We start from the raw sequence: 20,450 nt of genomic DNA, 5'->3' as shown, positions 1-20,450 counted from the left end.
GCTTTACACCAACGCCAGCTGCTCCAAATGCGCGTCAAGCTTCGTGAGCCACTCGCGCCGCTCTTTGTCGTACCTGTGCAGGTTGTAAGTCCCGACACCTCCACTTGGCATGTGACCGATAACGGCCTCAGCAACGTCCTCAGCACAACCGAGCGCAGCGAGTTGCGTGCGCACCGTACGACGCAAATCGTGCGGCGCCCAATGCTGCACCGGAAGGCGCGGCCTGATCTGTTCCGGCCTGGTCGCTGAGTACGGCATGCTGGTCCAGACCGCGACCCCAATGGTTTTCTGCTCGACATAGGGGACCTTGCCACGTGATGCGAAGAGATACCCGCCCTCGCACACGGCCAGCCGGCGCCGGACAATCCGCTCCGCGCGTCCGACCAAAGGCACGCGGATGTCCGTTGCCTCATCTCGCCATCCGTTCTTTGTCTTCGCCTTCGGGATCGTCCACCACAAGCCGTCGCTTTCGTCCGTGACCTCAGTTGCGTGGATGGGCATGATCTCTCCACCACGGGCACCCGTCCACAGGTAGAGCGTGAGGGCATCCTCAACCGTGCGCGAAAAATTCGGCAGCCATGGGATCAACATCGCAAGTTCGCTCGTCGACAGCACCCGCTTGTTCGTGCCAACCTGTTCGCCCTGGCGCGTGCGACCGCGGCTACGTAGCTTCCCGCGCATGACCAGACGCCACCAATTGGGGGTGTTATCGCCGAGCCGGCCAGCGTCAAGGCCATAGTCCCAGGCCGCGCCCAGCTCGCGCCGCAGGTTCGATGCCACGACCGGAGTTTCGGCGTGCGACTGCAGCAGATCGAACGCCTGGGCACGCGTGAGCGTAGTTGGGTCGACCTCGGCAAGATCGCCAAGCATCGTGTCGAACAGCCGCCGCACCTCGGCCGCCCCCTTCGCCTTTCGGTTCCGCTCAATATGCCCTTGCAGGTACAGCTCGCACAGCGAGCGCACCGTCAGCGATCGCGCCGTCACCTGCTTGCGCGCCGCCTCCTCAGCCACTACGGCGCGCCGCGCGGCACGCTTCTCGGTAGCAGGATCCCGGCCGGCGCCGCGCGCGTCACGCAGGCGCTCCCACTCGACCACCGCGCCGTTGTACGACACCGCCGGCCAGGCCCCGATCTTTACCTGGCGCATTGCGCCGTCCGCATTCCGGTACCGGTATATCCATGCGCGCCCTGTCGTCGATGACTGGAAACGCAGTCCTGGGCATTCGGGAATGGTAAAGTGTCGTCCTGGCTCCAAGAGCTTTGCGGCGCGCGCGTCGAATGGCATGCGTGGGTCTTTGCGTAGGTTGTGCGTAGGTTTATGCCACCGATGGCAGGTGGCGGATATTGTAGCGTAGATTCCGTTTCGGAAACTTCGAAAACCTACGCAGAACTGTGAAGTTCTGCGATATCTTGTGATGTGTTGTGACCGGACGTGAACCGCAGGCGGGAAGCAATAAGACGATGGAAAACAAAGGGTTAGCAGAAGAAATGCCGCTGGATCAAAGACTTACCAAAGACGCTAAAAGCCCACACACGCCAATGATGCAGCAGTACCTGCGCATCAAGGCCGACTACCCGACCATGCTGGTCTTTTACCGCATGGGGGACTTCTACGAACTGTTCCACGAGGACGCCGAAAAAGCAGCACGCGTGCTCGGCATCACGCTGACCGCGCGCGGCGCGTCGAACGGCAACCCGATCAAGATGTGCGGCGTGCCTTTCCACTCGCTTGACGGCTACCTGGCCAAGCTGGTCAAGCTTGGCGAATCGTGCGCGATTTGCGAGCAGATCGGCGACCCGGCGACCAGCAAAGGTCCGGTCGAGCGCAAGGTGATGCGCGTTGTCACGCCAGGCACGCTGACCGATTCCGACCTGCTGCCCGAGAAATCGGAGCGCCCACTGCTTGCGGTGTGCATGATCAGCCAGCGCAAGGTCGTTACCACCGGCCTGGCATGGATGTCGCTGGCCAGCGGCGCGGTAAAGCTGATGGAATTCTCGGGCGATGCACGCACCGTCGGCGCCCGCCTGCAGCAGGAACTCGAACGCATCGCGCCAGCCGAGATCCTGTGCGCCGATGGCGCGGAGCTGTCGCCTGAACACGAGATCGCGCACACCCAGCGCGTGCCCGACTGGCACTTCGACGTCGTTGGCGGCCACAAGGCGCTGCTCGACCAGCTGGCCGTCGCCACCCTCACCGGTTTTGGCGCCGACGGCCTTGGCGCTGCCTTCGGCGCCGCTGGCGCGCTGCTGCGCTATGCCCAATCGACGCAGGGACGCGGCTTGCAGCACGTACGCAGCCTGTCGACCGAAACCGAAACTGAATTCATCGGCCTGGACGCCGCCACCCGCCGCAACCTGGAACTGACCGAAACCATCCGCGGCCAGGAATCGCCAACCTTGTTCTCGCTGCTGGACCACTGCCGCACGGCGATGGGCTCGCGCATGCTGCGCCACTGGCTGCACCATGCCCGCCGCGACCAGCATGTGGCGCGCTCGCGCCATGCCGCCATTGGCGCGCTGGCCGAGACGGACGCCAGCGGCGCGCTGTCGCAAACGCTGGCGCAGGTTCCCGACATCGAACGCATCACCACGCGCATCGCCCTCTTGACGGCGCGCCCGCGCGACCTGGCCAGCCTGCGCGATGGCCTGAAGCAGCTGCCGGCGCTGCGCCACGCCATGCAGCGCAGCTTTGCGGCCGGCGAAGAAAGCCTGCTCGCCACCATCCATAGCGCCATCGCGACGCCTGAAGCGTGCCTCGACCTGCTCCAGCGCGCCGTCGCCGAGGAACCGGCTGCGATGGTGCGCGATGGCGGCGTGTTCGCACGCGGCTTCGATGCGGAGCTGGATGAACTGCGCGGCCTGTCCGAGAACGCCGGCCAGTTCCTGGTGGACCTGGAAACACGCGAACGCGCACGCACCGGCATCGCCAACCTGCGCGTCGAGTACAACAAGGTGCATGGCTTCTACATCGAAGTGACGCACGGCCAGACCGACAAGGTGCCCGAAGATTACCGCCGCCGCCAAACCCTGAAGAACGCCGAGCGCTACATCACGCCGGAGCTGAAGGTATTCGAAGACAAGGCCTTGTCGGCGCAGGACAAGGCGCTGGTGCGCGAGAAGCTGCTGTACGACCAGTTGCTGGCCGACCTGGCGCCGCACATCGGCGTGCTGCAGACGATCTCGCAGGGCCTGGCCCAGCTCGACACGCTGACCGCGCTGGCCGTGCACGCCCTCCAGCACAACTGGGTAGTGCCGGTACTGGTGTCCGAGCCATGCCTCGATATTTGCGAAGGCCGCCACCCAGTGGTCGAAAACCAGATCGAACGCTTCATCGCGAACGACTGCCAGCTTAAGGACGAGCGCAGGCTGCTGCTGATCACCGGCCCGAACATGGGCGGTAAATCCACCTTCATGCGCCAGGTGGCCCTGATTACGCTGCTGGCCTACATCGGCAGCTATGTGCCTGCCACCAGCGCCACCATCGGCCCGATCGACCGCATCTTCACCCGCATCGGCGCGACCGATGACCTGGCCGGTGGGCGTTCGACCTTCATGGTCGAGATGACCGAGTCGGCGGCGATCCTGAATGGCGCGACCGAACACTCGCTGGTGCTGATGGATGAAGTGGGACGCGGCACCTCGACCTTCGACGGCCTTGCGCTGGCGTGGGCGATTGCGCGCCACCTGATCGAGACCAGCCGCAGCTTCACGCTGTTCGCCACCCACTACTTCGAGCTCACGCAGCTGCCTGATACCCACCCGACCGCGGCCAACGTGCACCTGTCGGCGGTTGAACACAAGGACAGCATCGTATTCCTGCATGCCGTGCAGGCAGGGCCCGCCTCGCAGAGTTACGGCCTGCAGGTAGCCCAGCTGGCGGGAGTGCCGCAGCCAGTCATCAAGGCTGCCCGCAAGCACCTTGCGCGGCTTGAATCGCAGGCGCTCGACCGCACCACGCAGCTCGACCTGTTTGCCCTGCCCTGCGTGGACCCGGAGGACGAACCGGCAGAAGCGGCGCCTGCGTCGGGCGAGCTGCTTGCTGCGCTCGACGGCATCGACCCGGACGCGCTGACGCCGCGCGAAGCGCTCGAACAGCTGTACCTGCTCAAGCGGTTGTCGGCACAATGATGCGGCGCGCGTCCTTTGCCGCGCTGGCCGCGGCCGCCTGCATGGCGGCCATGGCTGCATCGGCTGCAGCGCACGCGCCGAACGACGGGCACTCGTTCGGCGTGATTGGCCACAGCTTCGCCAAAGGCGGCGACGACGAACGCCTGAAGCAGTCAATCGAAGAATCGAGCGAGTCTGCGCTGGCGTTCGTGGTACTTACCGGGATCAAGGCGGCCAACGAGCCTTGCAGCGACAAGCTGTATCTGGAACGGCGCAAGCTGATATCGAACGCGCGGCGCCCGATGATCGTGATGCCTTCAGCAACCGACTGGAGCGGCTGCAAGAATTCGAACGGACGGACGGCGGCGATCGAGCGGCTGAACCGCGTGCGCGAGCTGTATTACGCCGAGCCGGAGTCGCTGGGGCGGCGCAAGATCGAGGTGACGCGCCAATCGGCCAATGCCAAGTTCCGCAGCTATGCCGAGAACATGTACTGGGTCGAAGGGAACGTGCTGTACGCGACCGTGAACATACCGGCCAATAACAACCACTATTTGCCCGAAGCTGGGCGCAACAGCGAGTTTGAAGACCGGCTGGTGGCGAACCGGTATTGGCTGAACCGTGTTTTCGCGCTGGCGCGGGCGAAGAAGCATGCTGCGGTGGTGCTGTTCTCCGAGGGCGATATCAAGCCACTGGTGCAGGAAAAGGGGCTGCGTGCCCTGCTGGGGCGTAACCGCAAGCCGCAGGATGGCTTCGACGCGCCGCGCAGGCAGGTGGCGCAGCTGGCGCGCAAGTTCCGGGGCAAGGTGCTGCTGGTCGATACGGTAGCGGCGCCAGGGAGCAAGGCGGAGCCGGTGATTGAGTGGCAGGAGAATATCGGCCATGTCAGCGCCGGCTCGCGCGCGCTGGAGGTGCATGTGTCGAAAGATGAAGACGTGCTGTTCACGCTGAAGAAGGCAGACGCCGAGGCTTGAAAACGGCGGATGACGCGCTACGCGCTCTTCCGCCCTACCTGGCCGCTGTCGTTGATTCGTAGGGCGGATAAGCGCGAAGCGCGCATCGGCTTACACCAGCATCCCTGCCACCGCACCGGCCACCATCGCGGCCAGTCCAGCCGCGACAATCAGCCCGTACCGCCTGCCGCCGCTCACAAAAGCCAGCACGCCCTTCGCACCAGCGCTCGACGCGAGCACCGCCACCACGCCCCAACGCGCCAGTTGTTCGCTGAGCCCTCCCGCCGCCGCCAGCTGCGCCACACTGGCTCCCGCGGCCTGCAGCTCCACCAGGCCGACCAGGGTTGCGGCAACAAGCACCCCTGCGCCTCCGGCAATCTCTCCCAGCCATGCCGATACCAGCAGCACCGCCGCGATCATCGCGGCGATCACCAGCGCATGACTGAGCCTGAATGAATGGGCCTCGGGCCGGTCGGGCATGAGCCGCCCGTTTCCCGGCCGCAGGCAGAGTAAGGAGACAAGCGCCAGCGCGCCCGCCGCGCCATACAGCGGCATCTCCATCGAGCGCAGCAACGCGGGCGATACCGCGCCAATTACGGCGGCCAACAGCAGCAGCGAGGCCAGGTTGGCCAGCAAGGCGGCGCCTGCAGCCGGCACCGGCAGCGCGGCATCGCCCTTGGCGTGCCGTCCAAAGCTGGCGACGGCAGCGGTGGACGAGGCAAACCCAGAAAAGAAACCGGCTATCGCCAGGCCCCAGCGCGGGCCGACGGCGCGCATCGCGATGTGGCCGAACATCCCGACCGCCATAACCAGCACGACGATGCGCCACACCGTCGTCAGCCGCAGCACGCCCCATGGGTCGACTGGCTCGCCAGGCAGCAGCGGCATCACCACCAGCGCGGCGGCGGCGAGCATCAGCGCATCCTGCAGTTCTTGTTCGCTGATCAGCTCCCGGCTGACCTGGTGCAGGCGCTGCTTGGCTTTGAGCAGGATCGCACACAGCACGCCCAGGGAGGCGGCGAGCGGCGCGTTGTGCAAGGCCAGCGCCGCCAGCGACAGGTTGACGACCAGCGCGATTTCGCCTGTCAGCCCGGGGTCTTTGTCAGCGGTCTTGAGATAGCCGGCGGTGGCCAGCGATCCGACGATGACAAGCGCCGCGATGAAGGCCGTGGCGCCGAGGCTGGCGGAGACGTAGCCCAGGATGCCGACCAGCGCGTGCGTCCGCGTGCCGGCCTTCGCCGTGCCAGGGTCGTGGCGGCGCTCCCGGATCACGCCGATCAGCAAGCCGACGCCAAGGGCTGTTACCAGGCCAGGCAAAAGGGTGTTCCAGTCCACGGCGTTCGCTTCCTGCGCACAGGGGCCAGCGGGCGGCATGCAGCCAGGCTGGCGGCCGGCGCGTATCGAATAATTCTGGTGACAAGGGCATCTCAGGACCGAGCGCCTTTTGCGGCGCAGGGCCGAGAGGGTGCGCGGTTATGGCACAGCGCGCCACAACCGCGGGGTATTGCTTAACGCGGACGATGCGCCGGGACCGGGGCTGGCCCCGGCCATGTCCCGGCACATGCGTCCGCGCCTGCGGCTTAGTGAATCGGACGGGTGCGGAACTCGTCGCCTTCGTCGCCTTCGTCTTCATCATCGCCGTGATGATGGCCGTGGGCGCCGTGCACGTGCTCGTGCTGGATCTCTTCTTCGGTTGCGGCGCGAACGTCGGTGACCGACAGTTCAAAGCGCAGCGCCATGCCGGCCAGCGGATGGTTACCGTCGAGGACGACCTTGTCGTCGGCGATTTCGGTGACGGTGAATACCATCGGCTCTTCGGCGCTTTCCGGATTGTCCGGCATGCCTTCGAACTGCATGCCTACTTCCAGCGGCTCTGGCAGGCGCTTGCGGTCTTCGATCTTGACCAGCTCAGGATCGTAGTCGCCGAATGCGTCGTCCGGTTCGATCTGGATGGTCGACGAGTAGCCGACTTCTTTGCCGTCGAGCTCTTCTTCGATCTTCGGCAGCGTGTTTTCGTAACCGCCGTGCAGGTACACCATCGGCTGGCGGCCGTCTTCGATCAGGTTGTTCTGTGCGTCCGACAGCTTGTAGTTAACCGTCACGACTGTGTTCTTGGCAATCTTCATCGTACTTCCTTTCAGTGTTGTCAGGCAGATTATACCTCTGGTGCTGGCTGCACCTGTTTCGTTGGTGGTTATAATGGCGCATGAAAAAAATACAGCTCCTCGGCGACATCACGCCCGCCCAGTTTTTGCGCGATTACTGGCACAAAAAACCGCTCCTGATCCGTAACGCGATCCCGGGCTTCAAGCCCCTGGTCAAACTGGAGACGCTGGCCGACATGGCCAAGCTGAACCATGTCGAGTCGCGCCTGATCACCAACTTCGACGGCAGCTGGGATATGCAGCACGGCCCCATAGAGGAACTGCCGGCGCAGGGCAGCGGCAAGTGGACCATGCTGGTCCAGGGCGTCAACCTGTATAACGCCGACGCCGACGCGCTGCTGCGCCAGTTCCGCTTCATCCCCGATGCGCGCCTCGACGACCTGATGATCAGCTATGCCACCGACGGCGGCGGGGTCGGCCCGCACTTCGATTCGTATGACGTGTTCCTGCTGCAGGCGCATGGCAAGCGCCGCTGGCGCATCGGCCCGCAGAAGGACCTGTCGCTGGTCGAAGGGCTGCCGCTGAAGATCCTGAATAACTTCAAGCCGCAGGAAGAATTCGTGCTCGAGCCGGGCGACATGCTGTACCTGCCGCCGCACTACGCGCACGATGGCATCGCCGAGGGCGAGTGCATGACCTACTCGATCGGCTTCCGCTCGCCTTCATACCAGGAACTGGGCGAGGCCTTCCTCCAGTTCATGGCCGATTCGATCGACCTGCCGGGCCGCTATGCCGACCCGGACCTGGACGTGGGCAAGCACCCGGCCGAGATCCCGAAGCACATGCTGTCGACGATCGCCGATGAGTTGAACAAGGTGCGCTTTACCGAGGACGACGTGACGATTTTCCTGGGCGAGCATTTGTCCGAGCCGAAGCACAATGTGTTCTTCAAGGGCCCTGCCAAGCCGCTGACGATGGGACGCTTCGCGGACTCCGCGGCCAAGCGTGGCGTGGCGCTGTCGCTCAAGACGCAGATGCTGTACCGCGGTAAAAACGTGTTCATCAATGGCGAGTCGTTCTCGGTGAGCCGGGCCGACAAGGCGGTGCTGGACGTGCTGGCCAACGAGCGCAGGCTCGATGGCGCGGCGCTGGCGGGCGCGTCGGACGACGTGATGGAGGCGCTGTACACCTGGTACCAGGATGGCTGGGTCGAACTAGCTTAGGGAGGCGGCATGGACTTGGACGAGTCGGGCGTATATCCGTTTGCGAGCCATGCGGAATTTGGCAATCACCTGCGTGCCTGCGTCGAACGGTCGGTGGCGACGCTGCACATGTTCGATCCTGACTTTTCCGTGTTTCCGCTGGGCGCGAGCGACGTCGATGCACTGCTGCGCGATTTCCTCCGGACCGGCGGACACGTGCGCCTTGCCATGCACCGCACCGGGCATATCGAGCGCAACTATCCGCGCTTCCTGCGCTTGCTCAAGGATTACAGCCACCGCATCGAGTGCCGCGTCACCGGGCGCAACCTGCACCAGCTGACCGACTCGTTCTGCATCGGAGACGAGGTGAACATCGTCCGGCGCTTCCACAGCGACCACATGCGCGGCGAGGCTGCGTTCAACATGCCACAATCTGCGGAAATCAGCGCAGAAAGGTTCAGGGGAATCTGGGCCGAGTCTCTCCCAGGACTACACGCGACGACTACTGGCTTGTAAGTTAGTTCCGCGCTTTTGCCAAATAATATTCGGCGCAGATCAAACAGATTGACAAGTTTGTTGTAATTGTGTCGTTTGACACAAAATGAAGCTTGATTTTTTGTTCAATCTTTCACTGAAGCATGATTGCGCTATTGCGAACTATGATATTTAGCTATAATATCGGGTTAGGAAGTTTCCGTTGTCTGTCAGGCACCATCACAGGTAATGAAAGCCTACGAGAATTTTCTAACGAGCGATAATTACCGGTAATTATTCATCGCAACAAGAGTAGTTTTAACTTTGAATTAATCTAAGGAAAACCCATGAAAAAATCTTTGCTGATCGTCTCCCTGCTGGCTGTTGCTCTGACCGCTTGCTCGAAAAAAGAAGAGACCGTAGTTACTCCAGCTGCTGAAGTAACCGCACCAGCTGCTGACGCTACCGCAGCTCCAGCTGACACCACCGTTGTTGCTCCTGCTGCTGACGCACCAGCTGCTGACGCTGCTGCTGCTGCTGCAACCGCCGCTTCGGCTGCTTCGACCGCTGCTGACGCTGCTGCTGCTGCTTCGACCGCTGCTTCGCAAGCTGCTTCGGTTGCTGCTGACGCTGCTAAGTAATCAGCATGATTTAAAAGAAACCGGCCTGCGGGTCGGTTTTTTTTCGCCTGAACATTTGCAAGACCCGCTGACGGCGCCTGTTAAATAGCCGGCAGGAAACACTTCCCGCGCCAATCCAATGCACTTGGGAATGTTCTTACGAAGTGTTACCAATTACAGGCTCATCGTTCCGTGCGGCGATGCACGCCGTCGATGCCGTTTTAGTACTCCCAAACAACTTCCGGGTCCGTTCCCGCGGACAGCCCCGGGGACGGACGCCCACCCATTACCCATCATTGACAGCACCCTGACCGGAGATTGTTCGGAACGGGAAAGCGATGCCGACTACGCGCCTGGCTTGAAAAATCCTAAGCCCACGCTGGGCGTGAAGGTGTTAGCCATGTCTCCCGACAGGTGTTACCGATGTCTCCCGACAGGTGTTAGCCATGTCTCCCGACAGGTGTTAGCCATGTCTCCCGACGACCGTTATCCGGCTCTACACTTGGGGCCTGCCCCGGGGACGGAGCCCGAAGTTTGAGACGCCGACGTTGTCGGGCACTTGCGCCGGTGATTGTATGAACGAAAAAAAACCGGCCAACGGCCGGTTTTTCTTTTTGCACTGAAGGCTTACTTGAGTTCTTCGCTCAGCAGCTTCAGGATCTTCGCGCCGGTCGGCGATGCTTCCGGCTTGCCGTCGTTGCCCTGCACCGTCACCATGCTGGTGCTGGCGCCCTGCTCGCTCTTGACCAGGATGCGGTAACGCTGCGCTTCCTTGGCCTTGTCGTCGTCCTTGCCGAAGCTGAGGAGCTTGCTCAGGAAACCTTGTTTCGATTCCGCGTCCGGGTCGACGTAGCGGACGAAGTAGACGCCTTGCACGCGGTCGCGGTCTTCCACCGTGAAGCCGACACGGTCGAGCGCCAGGCCCACACGGCGCCATGCGCGGTCGAAGCCTTCGTCGACTTCCACTGCGTCGCCAACCAGCTTGGCGTGCTGCGGCGCGACGACGGCGTTTTGCACCGCGGTCTCGGCTTGCTTGAGGTCAGGCGTACCCGACAGCTTGGCCATCAGCTTGCCGAGGAACTGGGCTTCGAGGCCCGGATCGTTCGGACGGCCGGTCCAGGTGGTGGTTTCCTTTTGCGTGCCAACAAACACTTCTTCCATGCCGCGGTGGCTGATGTAGATCTCGGTCGAGCCATCCGCCGCGCGCTCGAGGCGGGTGCGGAACTTGTCGCGCTCGCCGGTCGAGTACAGCGTCTTGAAGACCTTGCCCAGGGTGTCGCGAATAATCCCCTGCGGCATCTTGGCGTGGTTCTCTACCCAGTCGGTTTCCATCGTGCCCGCTGCCGTCGATTCGCTGACGACGGTGAAGCCATTGTCAGACCAGAACTGCTTGAGCTGCGGCCACAGCTGTTCAGGCGTCTGCTTGACGACCAGCCAGCGCTGGCTGCCGATGCGCTCGACGCGCATGTCGCCGGTGTTCAGTGGTGCAACTTGCTCGCCGCTCGCTGCCGGTGCGCCAGCTGCCGGCGCGCCGCGCTGCTGCTGGAAGCCCGAGGCGGTGGCGACGCCGCGGCCGTCAGGCACGGCGTAGCGGTTGTCTTTCTGGAGCTGGGTCAGGTCTGGCGGTACGTCCAGCGGCTGGGCTTTCTTGGCGCCGCGGTAGTCGACTTTGTCGGATTCGACCACCGAGTTGATCATGCCGCAGCCGGCCAGGCTGGCCATCAGCGCGGTAAGTACCAGGCCGCGGGTCGCGGATGTCGTCAAGGCGGAGCTAGTTGTCTTGCGAATAGTCATGTCGTAACTGGTTGAGAAGCTGGTGTCAGGGATGGTTCCGGCCCTTGCGGGTCAGGGCTGTGGAAGGACGCCCGCTTCGCGCATCGCAGCGCGGACGGTGTCGTGGCAATTGTCGGCGAGCGGCACCAGCGGCAGGCGTATGCCCGCTGGCATCATGCCCATTTCCGCCAGGGCCCATTTGACCGGGACCGGGTTCGGCTCGACGAAAAGCTTCTGGTGCAGCGGCATTACTTTGTTGTTGATCTCGACAGCGCGGGCGATGTCGCCCGCCATCGCCGCGACGCACAGCTCGTGCATGGCGCGCGGGGCGACGTTGGCGGTAACCGAGATGTTGCCGGCGCCGCCGCACAGCATCAGGGCCATGGCGGTCGGGTCGTCGCCGGAATACACGGCAAACGATGTCGGCACCATGCGCAGCAGTTCGAGGCCACGGCCGACGTTGCCGGTCGCGTCCTTGACGCCGACGATGTTCGGAATCGACGCGAGGCGCGCGATGGTTTCATTGGACATGTCCGCGACGGTACGGCCCGGCACGTTGTACAGGATCACCGGCAGGTCGACCGCTTCGGCGATCGCCTTGAAGTGGCGGTACATGCCTTCCTGGGTCGGGCGGTTGTAGTAAGGAACCACCTGCAGCGTCGCATCGGCGCCCGCCTGTTTGGCCGCTTCGGTCAGCTTGATGGCTTCGGCGGTTGAATTGCCGCCCGCGCCGGCGATGACAGGAATGCGCTTGGCCGCGTGCTCGACCGCGACGCGGATCAGTTCGCAGTGCTCTTCGACGCTGACCGTGGCGGACTCGCCAGTGGTGCCGACGATGACGATGCTGTCCGTGCCTTCGGCGATATGCCAGTCGATCAGCTTGCGCAGGCCGGGAATATCGAGGCTGCCATCATCGTGCATCGGGGTAACGATTGCTACTATGCTGCCCTTGATCATATAAATAGAAATATGCTGGTCAATAAAAGCCTGATTGTAGCGGATAGCCCGCACAATTGGTTCATTCTTGTCTAGATTTGCCGTTCAAATCGGCGCCGCGCCCCCGTCGAGCCGGGCGCGGGTCCATGTAAAGCCTGGCTTCGCCGCACACAGCCGCTGCACCATCGCCGGTTTTGGCCGCTCCACATACCCATCTTCATAGGCAATTGTTTTCAAGCCGTGCGCGCTTGCCATCGCCAGCAGCTCGCCGTGTTCGAGCAAGAACGCCGGGTTCGATGGCTTGCCGAAGGCTTCGTTGCCAAGCGCGAAAGTTTCGTAAATCAGCAGCCCATCGTCGCGCAGGCTCGCGGCCAGTTGCACAAACAGCGGACGGTGCAGGTAATTGGTGACGACGATGGCGGCAAAGCGGTCGGCCTCGAAGGGCCATGCCAGCGCCGGGTCTTCAAGGTCGAAGGCCAGGGTGGCGATGCCCTGCCCCGCGGCCCCGGCCAGTGCGGCAGGGTCGCGGTCGACCGCCAGCACGGGGTGGCCGAGCGCGGCAAAATGGCGCGCGTGGCGTCCGCTGCCGCAGGCCAGGTCAAGCACTTCGCCCGGCAGCGCCAGCGGCGCGCAGCGCGCAACCCAGGGAGAGACGGAGGCGGCGGCGTGGCTGTTCATCAGCTGTAGGCCAGGCCCATGGCTTCGCGCACGTCGCGCATGGTTTCCTGCGCCAGCTTGCGGGCGGCGTCGCAGCCGTCGGCGACGATGGCGCGCACCAGCGAGGGGTCGTCCAGGTACTGCTGGGCGCGCTCGTGCATCGGTTCCTGTTCCTTGATGATGGCGTCGATCACCGGCTGCTTGCATTCCAGGCAGCCGATGCCGGCCGTGGTGCAGCCTTTGACCACCCAGTCGCGGGTCGGCTCGTCGGAATAGACTTCGTGCAGTTGCCAGACCGGGCATTTGCGCGGATCGCCCGGGTCGGTGCGGCGGATGCGCGCCGGGTCGGTCGGCATCGTGCGGATCTTCTTGACGACCGAGTCCTTGTCCTCGCGCAGACCGATGGCGTTGCCGTAGCTCTTGGACATCTTGCGCCCGTCCAGGCCCGGCAGGCGCGAGGCCACCGTCAGCTTGGCTTGCGGTTCGACGAGGATCAGCTTGCGGCTGCCTTCAAGATAGCCGAACAGGCGCTCGCGGTCGATCATCGACAGGCTGTGCGCGTCGTTGAGCATGGCCTGGGCCTGCTCCAGCGCATCGTCCTTGCCTTCCTGCTGGTACTCGGTGCGCAATTCCATGTACAGGCGGGCGCGCTTGGTGCCGAGTTTCTTGACCGCTTCCATCGCCTTTTCTTCGAAGCCGCGTTCCTTGCCGTACAGGTGGTTAAAGCGGCGCGCGATCTCGCGCATCATTTCAATGTGCGGCACCTGGTCGTCGCCCACCGGCACTTCGCTGGCGCGGTAGATCAGCACGTCGGCCGCCTGCAGCAGCGGGTAGCCGAGGAAGCCATAGGTGGCCAAGTCCTTGTTCGACAGGTTGTCGATCTGGTCCTTGTAGGTCGGCACCCGCTCAAGCCAGCCGAGCGGCGTCGCCATCGACAGCAGCAAGTGCAGTTCGGCATGTTCAGGCACGCGCGACTGGATGAACAGGGTCGCCTGGGACGGGTCGACCCCGGCCGCCAGCCAGTCGACCAGCATTTCCCAGGTACTGCGCTCGATGATGCCCGGATCATCGTAATGGGTGGTCAGCGCGTGCCAGTCAGCCACGAAGAACAGGCAAGGCTGTTCGGACTGCATCTTGATCCAGTTCTTCAGCGCACCATGAAAGTGGCCAAGGTGCATGGTCCCAGTGGGACGCATGCCGGATACAACACGGTCGGGATACATAACAGGATTAGCCCAGGAGAAGTCTGAACGGGGCGACGAACAGGCTGAGCAGCTTGCCGGTCAGCGCGCCCATCGGCATGAACCAGTAGTCCATCAGTTTAAACACCAGCAGGCCGATCACGATAAACAGGCCGTAAGGTTCGATGCGCGCGTACTTATAGGCGAGCTTGTGCGGCAGGATGCTGGTCATGATGCGGCCGCCGTCGAGTGGCGGGATCGGCAGCATGTTGAACACGAACATCAAGATGTTCACGAATACGCCGGCCTGGGCCACCTTGTAGGGGAACGCTTCGGTTACGCCGAAGGCGGACATCAGCAGCGCGAAAATCGACCAGCCGAACGCCATGATGAAATTCGACATCGGACCGGCGAAGGCCACCCATGCCATCTGCTTTTTCGGGTTGCGCAGCTTGCCGAAATCGATAGGCACCGGCTTGGCGTAGCCGAACACAAATGGGGTGAAGATGTACATCAGCACCGGCAGTGCGATCGTGCCGATGGGATCGATGTGGCGGATCGGATTCATGCTCATGCGCCCTGCGGCGTAGGCGGTATTGTCCCCGAAATACTTTGCAGCATAGGCGTGCGCCGCTTCGTGCAAGGTGATGGCGAAGATCACCGGAATTGCGTAGACGGCGATCGCCTGGATAATTTCATTCATGGGTAGATTCTAACAGAGCGCGCCGGGGCGGCCGGCGGGCGGTGGGTGGAGGTGGGGCGCGCCCTTGCTAGACGCCAAACAGGGCGGGATTGCCGCGGCCGTGGCGGATCAGGACAGGTTCCGCGCCGGTCAGGTCGATCACGGTGGTCGGTTCGAGCGAGCAGGCGCCGCCGTCGATAATCAGGTCGAGCTGCTTTTCGATGCGCTCGCGAATGGTTTCCGCATCGTTGATCACTTCGCCGTCGTCGGGCAGGATCAGGGTGGTGCTGATCAAGGGCTGGCCCAGTTCCTCCAGCAGCGCGCTGGCAATGGCGTTTTCGGGCACGCGCAGGCCGATGGTCTTGCGCGATGGGTGCGACAGGCGGCGCGGCACCGCGCGCGTTGCCTCCAGGATCACCGTGAACGGACCCGGCGTGGTCGCCTTCAGCAGGCGGAACTGCTTGTTGTCCACGCGGGCATATTCGGCGATCTCGGACAGGTCGCGGCACAGCAGGGTCAGGTGGTGTTTCTCGTCGATGCCGCGGATGCGGCGCAATTTCTCCACCGCACTCTTGTCATCCAGGTGGCACACCAGCGCATAGCTGGAGTCGGTCGGGAGCGCAACAACGCCCCCGCCGTGGATGATCTGCGCAGCCTGCTTGATGAGGCGAAGCTGCGGGTTGTCAGGGTGTATCTGGAAAAATTGGCTCATATATCCCGGCTGCCGTTTATCGCAATTGCGACAGGGCCGCGATACGCTGCTCCATCGGTGGGTGGGTCGAGAACAGCGCGCCCCAGCCGCCGCCGCTGCCCGAGATACCGGAAGCGGCCATCGACTGCGGCAAGGCGCCCGGCTGCAGGCCGCCCAGGCGGGCCAGCGCGTGCTGCATCGGCACGGGCGAACCCATCAGCTTGGCGGAACCGGCGTCGGCGCGGAATTCGCGCTGGCGCGAGAACCATGCAACGATGATCGATGCCACCAGGCCAAAGATGATTTCACACACGAACACGGTGACCATGTAGCCGATGCCCGGGCCGCGGTCCGATTCGCCGCGCAGCAGCACCTTGTCGACGAAATAGCCGACCACGCGCGCCAGGAACACGACGAAGGTGTTGACCACGCCCTGGATCAGGGTCAGCGTGACCATGTCGCCATTGGCGATGTGCGCCACCTCGTGTCCCAGAACGGCTTCGACTTCCTCGCGGTTCATGCTTTGCAGCAGGCCGGTGGAGACGGCCACCAGCGCCGAGTTCTTGAAGGCGCCGGTGGCGAATGCGTTCGGCTCGCCGTCGTAGACGGCCACTTCAGGCATGCCGATGCCTGCGCGCTCGGACAGCTGGCGCACGGTGGCAACCAGCCACTGCTCGGTGGAGTTGGACGGGGTTTCGATCACGCGCGCGCCGGTCGACCACTTGGCCATCGGCTTACTGATCAGCAAGGAGAAGATCGATCCGGTGAAGCCCACAACTGCCGAGAACACCAGCAATTCGCCGACGTTGATGCCCGCTGCACTCACGCCGCGACCGATGCCGAGGATATTCAGCACCAGGGACAGCACCAGCAACACTGCAAGGTTGGTGGCAAGGAACAAAACGATGCGCTTCATGGAAAGCCTCCCGGCTTGGAATGTGATTGACAGGTCGCTAAGATAAGGGTGCTCAGGGGAAAATTCAAGTCGGGATTCTTAACGGGAGCTTAAGGCTGAATCCGGCGGATGCGCGCGGCGCGCTTGTTCGCCCTACGATCCACGGAACCGTAGGGCGGACAAGGGCAAAGCCCGCCTCCGCCGAATTGATCTAAAACCAGTCGTGCCAGACCGGCGTCAAATTGCCCGGTAACGGCGGCAGCTGCGCAAACTCGACCCGGTTCTCCCCCGGCGCATGGAAATCCGTCCCGCGCGAAGCAAGGAAACCATACCGCCGCGCCAATTCCGCGTAATGCGGATACTGATCCGGCGTATGACTGCCGGTAACGACCTCGATGGCCACGCCTCCGAGGTCCTTGAATTCGTCAAACAGCGCGCCTTCCGCTGTCGGGCTGATCTTGTACCGCCCCGGATGCGCAATCACGGCAATGCCGCCGGCAGCCTTGATCCACCCGACCGCCTGTTCCATGCTGGCCCAGCGATGCGGCACATACCCTGGCTTTCCTTCCGTCAGGTATTTACGGAACACGTCCGGCGTATTGTTGGCCACGCCGCACTCGACCAGGTAACGCGCGAAATGGGTGCGCGACATCAGGTCCGGGTTACCGACATATTTCAGCGCGCCTTCATAAGCGCCGGGAATGCCCGCTTTCTCGAGCTGCGCGGCAATTTCGCGTCCGCGCGAATCGCGCCCGCTGCGCGTGTCGGCCAGTCCCTGCACCAAGGTCGGGTTCTGCTCATCGACCTGCACGCCGACGATGTGGACGGTGGAATTAGCCCAGGTAATCGAAATCTCGACGCCTGGGACAAACCGCATCCCGAGCTCCTGCGCCGCGGCACGCGCCCGTGCAATGCCGCCCACTTCATCGTGGTCGGTCAGCGCCCACACATCGACCCCGGAACCGTGCGCGTACCGGGCCACGGCCTCGGGCGCAAGAACGCCGTCGGAGACGTTGGAATGGCAATGAAGATCTACTGTCAGCATACGGAAAACAAGCCTCGGATCAGGAACACGGTCGCGAAGGCCTCATTGTACGCCGACTAATGACGTTGCTCAGTGGCGAGAAACAAACAGCGGATCAGTCCCGCGTGACAAAATCCTCGATCATCCGCGCCAGCAGTTCGGGCTGGTCATGGTGCAGCATGTGGCCGGCGTCCGGCATCATGTGCGCGGTGACATTCGCAAGGTGCGACAGGCGGCGGTCGACTTCAGCCCGTGCCTGCTCCTTCGGCCCCATCCACTGCCACATATTGGTGTCCTCGGCCTCCACCCACATCACAGGTGCGGTGATCGCGCGCGAGCAGGCCAGCACTTCCTCGACATGATAAAGCAAGGGACTCGGCTTCTTGTGCTGCGGATCGCCAAGGATTTCCCATTCACCCGCCTCGTTCGGCGCCGACCAGTGCTGCGACAGGAAATCGGCGCGCTCATCCGGCAGGCGCGGATTGGTTTTCTGCAAGCGCGCCGCCACCGCCTGGCGGCTTGGGTAAGACTTCAACACCGGCGGCTCGCGCAGCTCGTCGAGCCATTTCGCATAACGCTTGGGCGAATCTTCCGGTTTGGTCGCAGGCAGCCCGAAGCCTTCCAGGTTGATCAGGCGGCGCACCCGGCCTGGCCGCACGCCGGCGTAAATGTTCACCACGTTGCCGCCCATGCTGTGACCCAGCAGGTTGACCGCCTCGCCCGGCGCGTAATGGTCGAGGATGGCGTCGAGGTCGGCCACGTAGTCGGCAAACCAGTAAGTGTCCGACTGGGTGCGTTGTGACAGGCCGAAGCCACGCCAGTCCGGCGCGATCACATGCCAGTCCTGCTGCAGGCAATCGACCACAAACTGGAACGAGGCCGACACGTCCATCCAGCCGTGCACCATGAACAGCTTGGGCGCCCCTTCCCTGCCCCAGTGGCGGATGTGGCTGCGCAGGCCGCGGATGGTCAGGAATTCGGAACGGGATGGTTTCATGCTTGCCTCAAAATAAAAGTACGACCGTTCGCATTATACGCTGCTGTTGATATTCCGGCTGCCGGCCCCATTTGTTCGCATTCGGCCGGCAAAGCGGCCTTGGGGCGTAAAATAGCGCCATCCCAACGTTTCCACTAAAACTACTATGGCCATCTTCCAGCTGGGCGAGCACGCTCCCGAGATCGACGCATCGGCTTTCGTTGCCGATTCCGCCAACCTGATCGGCAAGGTCACGCTCGAAGCCAACGCTTCGGTGTGGTTCGGCGTCACGATTCGCGGCGACAACGAACGCATTACCATCGGCGAGGACAGCAACGTGCAGGAAGGCACGGTCATGCATACCGACATGGGCTATCCGCTCAACATCGGCAAAGGCGTGACGATCGGCCACCAGGCGATGCTGCATGGCTGCACCGTCGGCGACGGCTCGCTGATCGGCATCCAGGCGGTGATCCTGAATGGCGCGAAGATCGGCAAGGGTTGCCTGGTCGGCGCCGGCGCCCTGGTTACCGAGGGCAAGGAATTCCCCGACTACTCGCTGATTATCGGCGCCCCCGCCAAAGCGGTGCGCACGCTCAGCGAAGAAGACGTCGCCCGCCTGCAGGCCAGCGCCGCCAGCTATGTGAAGCGCGGCCAGCTGTTCAAGGCAGAACTCAAAAGAATCGGATAAGACAATGACGACAGACAACAAAGACACCCTGCAAAGATTCATCTTCGAGAACGCCGCCGTGCGCGGCGAGTTCGTCGAAATTTCCGACACCTGGCGCGAAGTGCAGGCCCGCCACAGCTACCCGCCTGCGGTCAAGACGGTGCTGGGCGAGATGCTGGCCGCCGCTGCCCTGCTGTCGGCGAACCTGAAGTTCAACGGCGCGATCATCATGCAGATCCACGGCGATGGCCCGGTCAAGCTGATGGTCGTCGAATGCGACTCCGAACTGCGCCTGCGCGCCACCGCCAAGCTGGCCGAAGGCGCGCACGTGGCCGACGACGCCACCCTGACGTCGCTGCTGAACGCGACCGGCAAGGGCCGCTTCGTCATCACGCTCGACCCGATGGACAAGATGCCGGGCCAGCAGCCCTACCAGGGCATCGTGCCGCTCGACGGCGACGACATGGCAACCGTGATCGAAAACTACATGCTGCGTTCCGAGCAGCTCGACACGCGCCTGTGGATCGCGGCCGACGCCCATGTCTCGCGCGGCCTGCTGCTGCAAAAGCTGCCGCGCCACAGCGGCAAGGACGACCAGACCAAGCAGGCCAGTGAAGCGGAAGACCTCGAAACCTGGAACCGCGCGGTGATGCTGGCCTCGACCCTGAAGCAGGAAGAACTGCTGACGGCCGACATCCAGACCCTGATGAGCCGCCTGTTCTGGGAAGAGACGATCCGCGTGTTCGACCCGGCGCACCCGCGCTTCCACTGCAGCTGCACGCGTGAAAAGGTCGGCAACATGCTCAAGATGCTGGGCACCGACGAAGTCGAGGCGGCACTGGAAGACCTGGGCGCGCTCGAGATCAACTGCGACTTCTGCGGCAAGCACTATGCCTTCGACACGGTCGACTGCGCGCAGCTGTTCGCCACCGATACCCCGGTCGAAACGCTGATCCCGGCCGGCGATGTCAAGCACTGAGCTGCGCACCGCCCCGCGCGCGGCTTTCCCGCACTTTTGCGGGATCGCCACGCGCTGGATGGATAACGACGTCTACGGCCATGTGAACAACGTGGTGTACTACTCGTATTTCGATACCGCGGTGAACCAGTTCCTGATTGAACGCGGCGTGCTCGATATTCACAAAGGAGAAGTGGTGGGCTTCGTGGTGGATTCGGGCTGCTCCTACTTCAGCTCGCTCAGTTTTCCCGATACGGTCCACGCCGGTGTCCGCGTGGCCAGGCTTGGCAACACGAGCGTGCGCTACGAGATCGCGCTGTACCGCAACGACGATCCCCTGCCTTGCGCGGCCGGCCACTTCGTCCACGTCTACGTCGAGCGCTCCAGCAACCGCCCGGTTCCGATACCCGCACCGGTCCGCGAGGTGCTGCAAGTGCTCCTGCCACAAGCCTGAGGCAGGAGCGATCTGAAACGGAGCTTCTGCTGGTACCGGATCATGTAGCGTTTTTCGCACCTCTTCAAACAGTTGGCGTAAAGTTCAGTACTT

The 20,450-nt window shown here is 63.2% G+C and carries 20 protein-coding genes; 8 read left to right on the top strand and 12 right to left on the bottom strand.

Translation table 11 applies throughout. The features are described 5' to 3' along the window. Positions 1-3: 3 nt before the first annotated feature. Entirely contained in the window at positions 4-1,284 is a 1,281-nt protein-coding gene (locus LMJ30_RS10705; RefSeq protein ID WP_229432337.1) for a tyrosine-type recombinase/integrase, read from the bottom strand. A 203-nt stretch (positions 1,285-1,487) separates the two neighbouring features. Between LMJ30_RS10705 and mutS the strand changes: the two genes are divergently transcribed. After that, the gene (gene mutS / locus LMJ30_RS10700; protein ID WP_229432336.1) at positions 1,488-4,127 is read left to right on the top strand and encodes a DNA mismatch repair protein MutS; all 2,640 of its coding nucleotides are present in this window, start codon (positions 1,488-1,490) and stop codon (positions 4,125-4,127) included. Continuing rightward, positions 4,124-5,080, top strand: coding sequence for a hypothetical protein (locus LMJ30_RS10695; protein WP_229432335.1), 957 nt, complete (start codon positions 4,124-4,126; stop codon positions 5,078-5,080). Before mutS ends, LMJ30_RS10695 begins: the two co-directional genes overlap by 4 nt. 90 nt (positions 5,081-5,170) lie before the next feature. Here the strand turns inward: LMJ30_RS10695 and LMJ30_RS10690 are convergent, their stop codons facing one another. Together LMJ30_RS10690 and LMJ30_RS10685 are read right to left on the bottom strand one after the other, a co-directional pair. Beyond that, the gene (locus LMJ30_RS10690) at positions 5,171-6,394 is read right to left on the bottom strand and encodes an MgtC/SapB family protein (protein ID WP_229432334.1); all 1,224 of its coding nucleotides are present in this window, start codon (positions 6,392-6,394) and stop codon (positions 5,171-5,173) included. A gap of 245 nt (positions 6,395-6,639) precedes the next feature. Continuing rightward, a complete protein-coding gene (locus tag LMJ30_RS10685; RefSeq protein WP_229432333.1) occupies positions 6,640-7,185 on the bottom strand; it encodes an FKBP-type peptidyl-prolyl cis-trans isomerase in 546 nt (181 codons plus the stop codon). Between the two features lie 80 nt (positions 7,186-7,265). On the opposite strand from LMJ30_RS10685, the gene LMJ30_RS10680 reads away from it, so the two are divergent. The 3 genes from LMJ30_RS10680 to LMJ30_RS10670 all read left to right on the top strand — a co-directional run bounded on the left by LMJ30_RS10680 (position 7,266) and on the right by LMJ30_RS10670 (position 9,569). Then, positions 7,266-8,387, top strand: a complete 1,122-nt coding sequence (locus tag LMJ30_RS10680) for a cupin domain-containing protein (RefSeq protein ID WP_229432332.1) — start codon at positions 7,266-7,268, stop codon at positions 8,385-8,387. A 9-nt stretch (positions 8,388-8,396) separates the two neighbouring features. Continuing rightward, positions 8,397-8,882, top strand: a complete 486-nt coding sequence (locus LMJ30_RS10675; RefSeq protein WP_229432331.1) for a DUF7931 domain-containing protein — start codon at positions 8,397-8,399, stop codon at positions 8,880-8,882. A 447-nt stretch (positions 8,883-9,329) separates the two neighbouring features. Further along, positions 9,330-9,569 (top strand): hypothetical protein, encoded by a 240-nt coding sequence (locus LMJ30_RS10670; protein ID WP_229432330.1) that lies wholly within the window; start codon positions 9,330-9,332, stop codon positions 9,567-9,569. 518 nt (positions 9,570-10,087) lie between these two features. On the opposite strand, the gene bamC is transcribed toward LMJ30_RS10670, so the two are convergent. The 9 genes from bamC to LMJ30_RS10625 all read right to left on the bottom strand — a co-directional run bounded on the left by bamC (position 10,088) and on the right by LMJ30_RS10625 (position 18,296). Continuing rightward, complete coding sequence (gene bamC, locus LMJ30_RS10665) at positions 10,088-11,254, bottom strand: NlpB/DapX family lipoprotein (RefSeq protein WP_229432329.1); 1,167 nt, start codon at positions 11,252-11,254, stop codon at positions 10,088-10,090. Positions 11,255-11,305: 51 nt separating this feature from the next. Next, the gene (gene dapA / locus LMJ30_RS10660) at positions 11,306-12,190 is read right to left on the bottom strand and encodes a 4-hydroxy-tetrahydrodipicolinate synthase (RefSeq protein WP_229432328.1); all 885 of its coding nucleotides are present in this window, start codon (positions 12,188-12,190) and stop codon (positions 11,306-11,308) included. Positions 12,191-12,274: 84 nt separating this feature from the next. Further along, a complete protein-coding gene (locus tag LMJ30_RS10655) occupies positions 12,275-12,847 on the bottom strand; it encodes a class I SAM-dependent methyltransferase (protein ID WP_229432327.1) in 573 nt (190 codons plus the stop codon). Further along, positions 12,847-14,049: a tryptophan--tRNA ligase gene (locus LMJ30_RS10650; RefSeq protein WP_229432326.1), complete on the bottom strand. Its 1,203-nt coding sequence runs from the start codon at positions 14,047-14,049 to the stop codon at positions 12,847-12,849. The genes LMJ30_RS10655 and LMJ30_RS10650 overlap by 1 nt, the downstream gene beginning before the upstream one ends. Positions 14,050-14,056: 7 nt before the next feature. Next, a complete protein-coding gene (locus tag LMJ30_RS10645) occupies positions 14,057-14,710 on the bottom strand; it encodes a site-2 protease family protein (protein WP_229432325.1) in 654 nt (217 codons plus the stop codon). 67 nt (positions 14,711-14,777) lie between these two features. Beyond that, on the bottom strand, positions 14,778-15,401 hold the full coding sequence (locus LMJ30_RS10640) for an L-threonylcarbamoyladenylate synthase (RefSeq protein WP_229432324.1): 624 nt from the start codon (positions 15,399-15,401) through the stop codon (positions 14,778-14,780). Positions 15,402-15,417: 16 nt separating this feature from the next. Continuing rightward, positions 15,418-16,296, bottom strand: a complete 879-nt coding sequence (gene htpX, locus LMJ30_RS10635) for a protease HtpX (RefSeq protein WP_229432323.1) — start codon at positions 16,294-16,296, stop codon at positions 15,418-15,420. A 190-nt stretch (positions 16,297-16,486) separates the two neighbouring features. Beyond that, positions 16,487-17,320, bottom strand: coding sequence for a 3',5'-nucleoside bisphosphate phosphatase (locus tag LMJ30_RS10630; RefSeq protein ID WP_229432322.1), 834 nt, complete (start codon positions 17,318-17,320; stop codon positions 16,487-16,489). 94 nt (positions 17,321-17,414) lie between these two features. Next, positions 17,415-18,296: an alpha/beta fold hydrolase gene (locus LMJ30_RS10625; RefSeq protein ID WP_229432321.1), complete on the bottom strand. Its 882-nt coding sequence runs from the start codon at positions 18,294-18,296 to the stop codon at positions 17,415-17,417. Between the two features lie 145 nt (positions 18,297-18,441). On the opposite strand from LMJ30_RS10625, the gene LMJ30_RS10620 reads away from it, so the two are divergent. Genes LMJ30_RS10620 through LMJ30_RS10610 form a run of 3 tightly spaced genes read left to right on the top strand, consistent with a single transcriptional unit; the run spans position 18,442 to position 20,357 of the window. Beyond that, positions 18,442-18,966, top strand: a complete 525-nt coding sequence (locus tag LMJ30_RS10620) for a gamma carbonic anhydrase family protein (RefSeq protein WP_229432320.1) — start codon at positions 18,442-18,444, stop codon at positions 18,964-18,966. A gap of 4 nt (positions 18,967-18,970) precedes the next feature. Next, positions 18,971-19,924, top strand: coding sequence for an Hsp33 family molecular chaperone HslO (gene hslO, locus LMJ30_RS10615; RefSeq protein WP_229432319.1), 954 nt, complete (start codon positions 18,971-18,973; stop codon positions 19,922-19,924). Beyond that, positions 19,911-20,357: an acyl-CoA thioesterase gene (locus LMJ30_RS10610; protein ID WP_229432318.1), complete on the top strand. Its 447-nt coding sequence runs from the start codon at positions 19,911-19,913 to the stop codon at positions 20,355-20,357. Before hslO ends, LMJ30_RS10610 begins: the two co-directional genes overlap by 14 nt. Positions 20,358-20,450 lie beyond the last annotated feature (93 nt).

The organism is Massilia agrisoli (assembly GCF_020831365.1).
GTDB lineage: Bacteria > Pseudomonadota > Gammaproteobacteria > Burkholderiales > Burkholderiaceae_D > Telluria_A > Telluria_A agrisoli.
The sequence above is the reverse complement of the archived record's forward strand: the minus strand, read 5'-3'. Positions and strand labels throughout refer to the sequence as shown.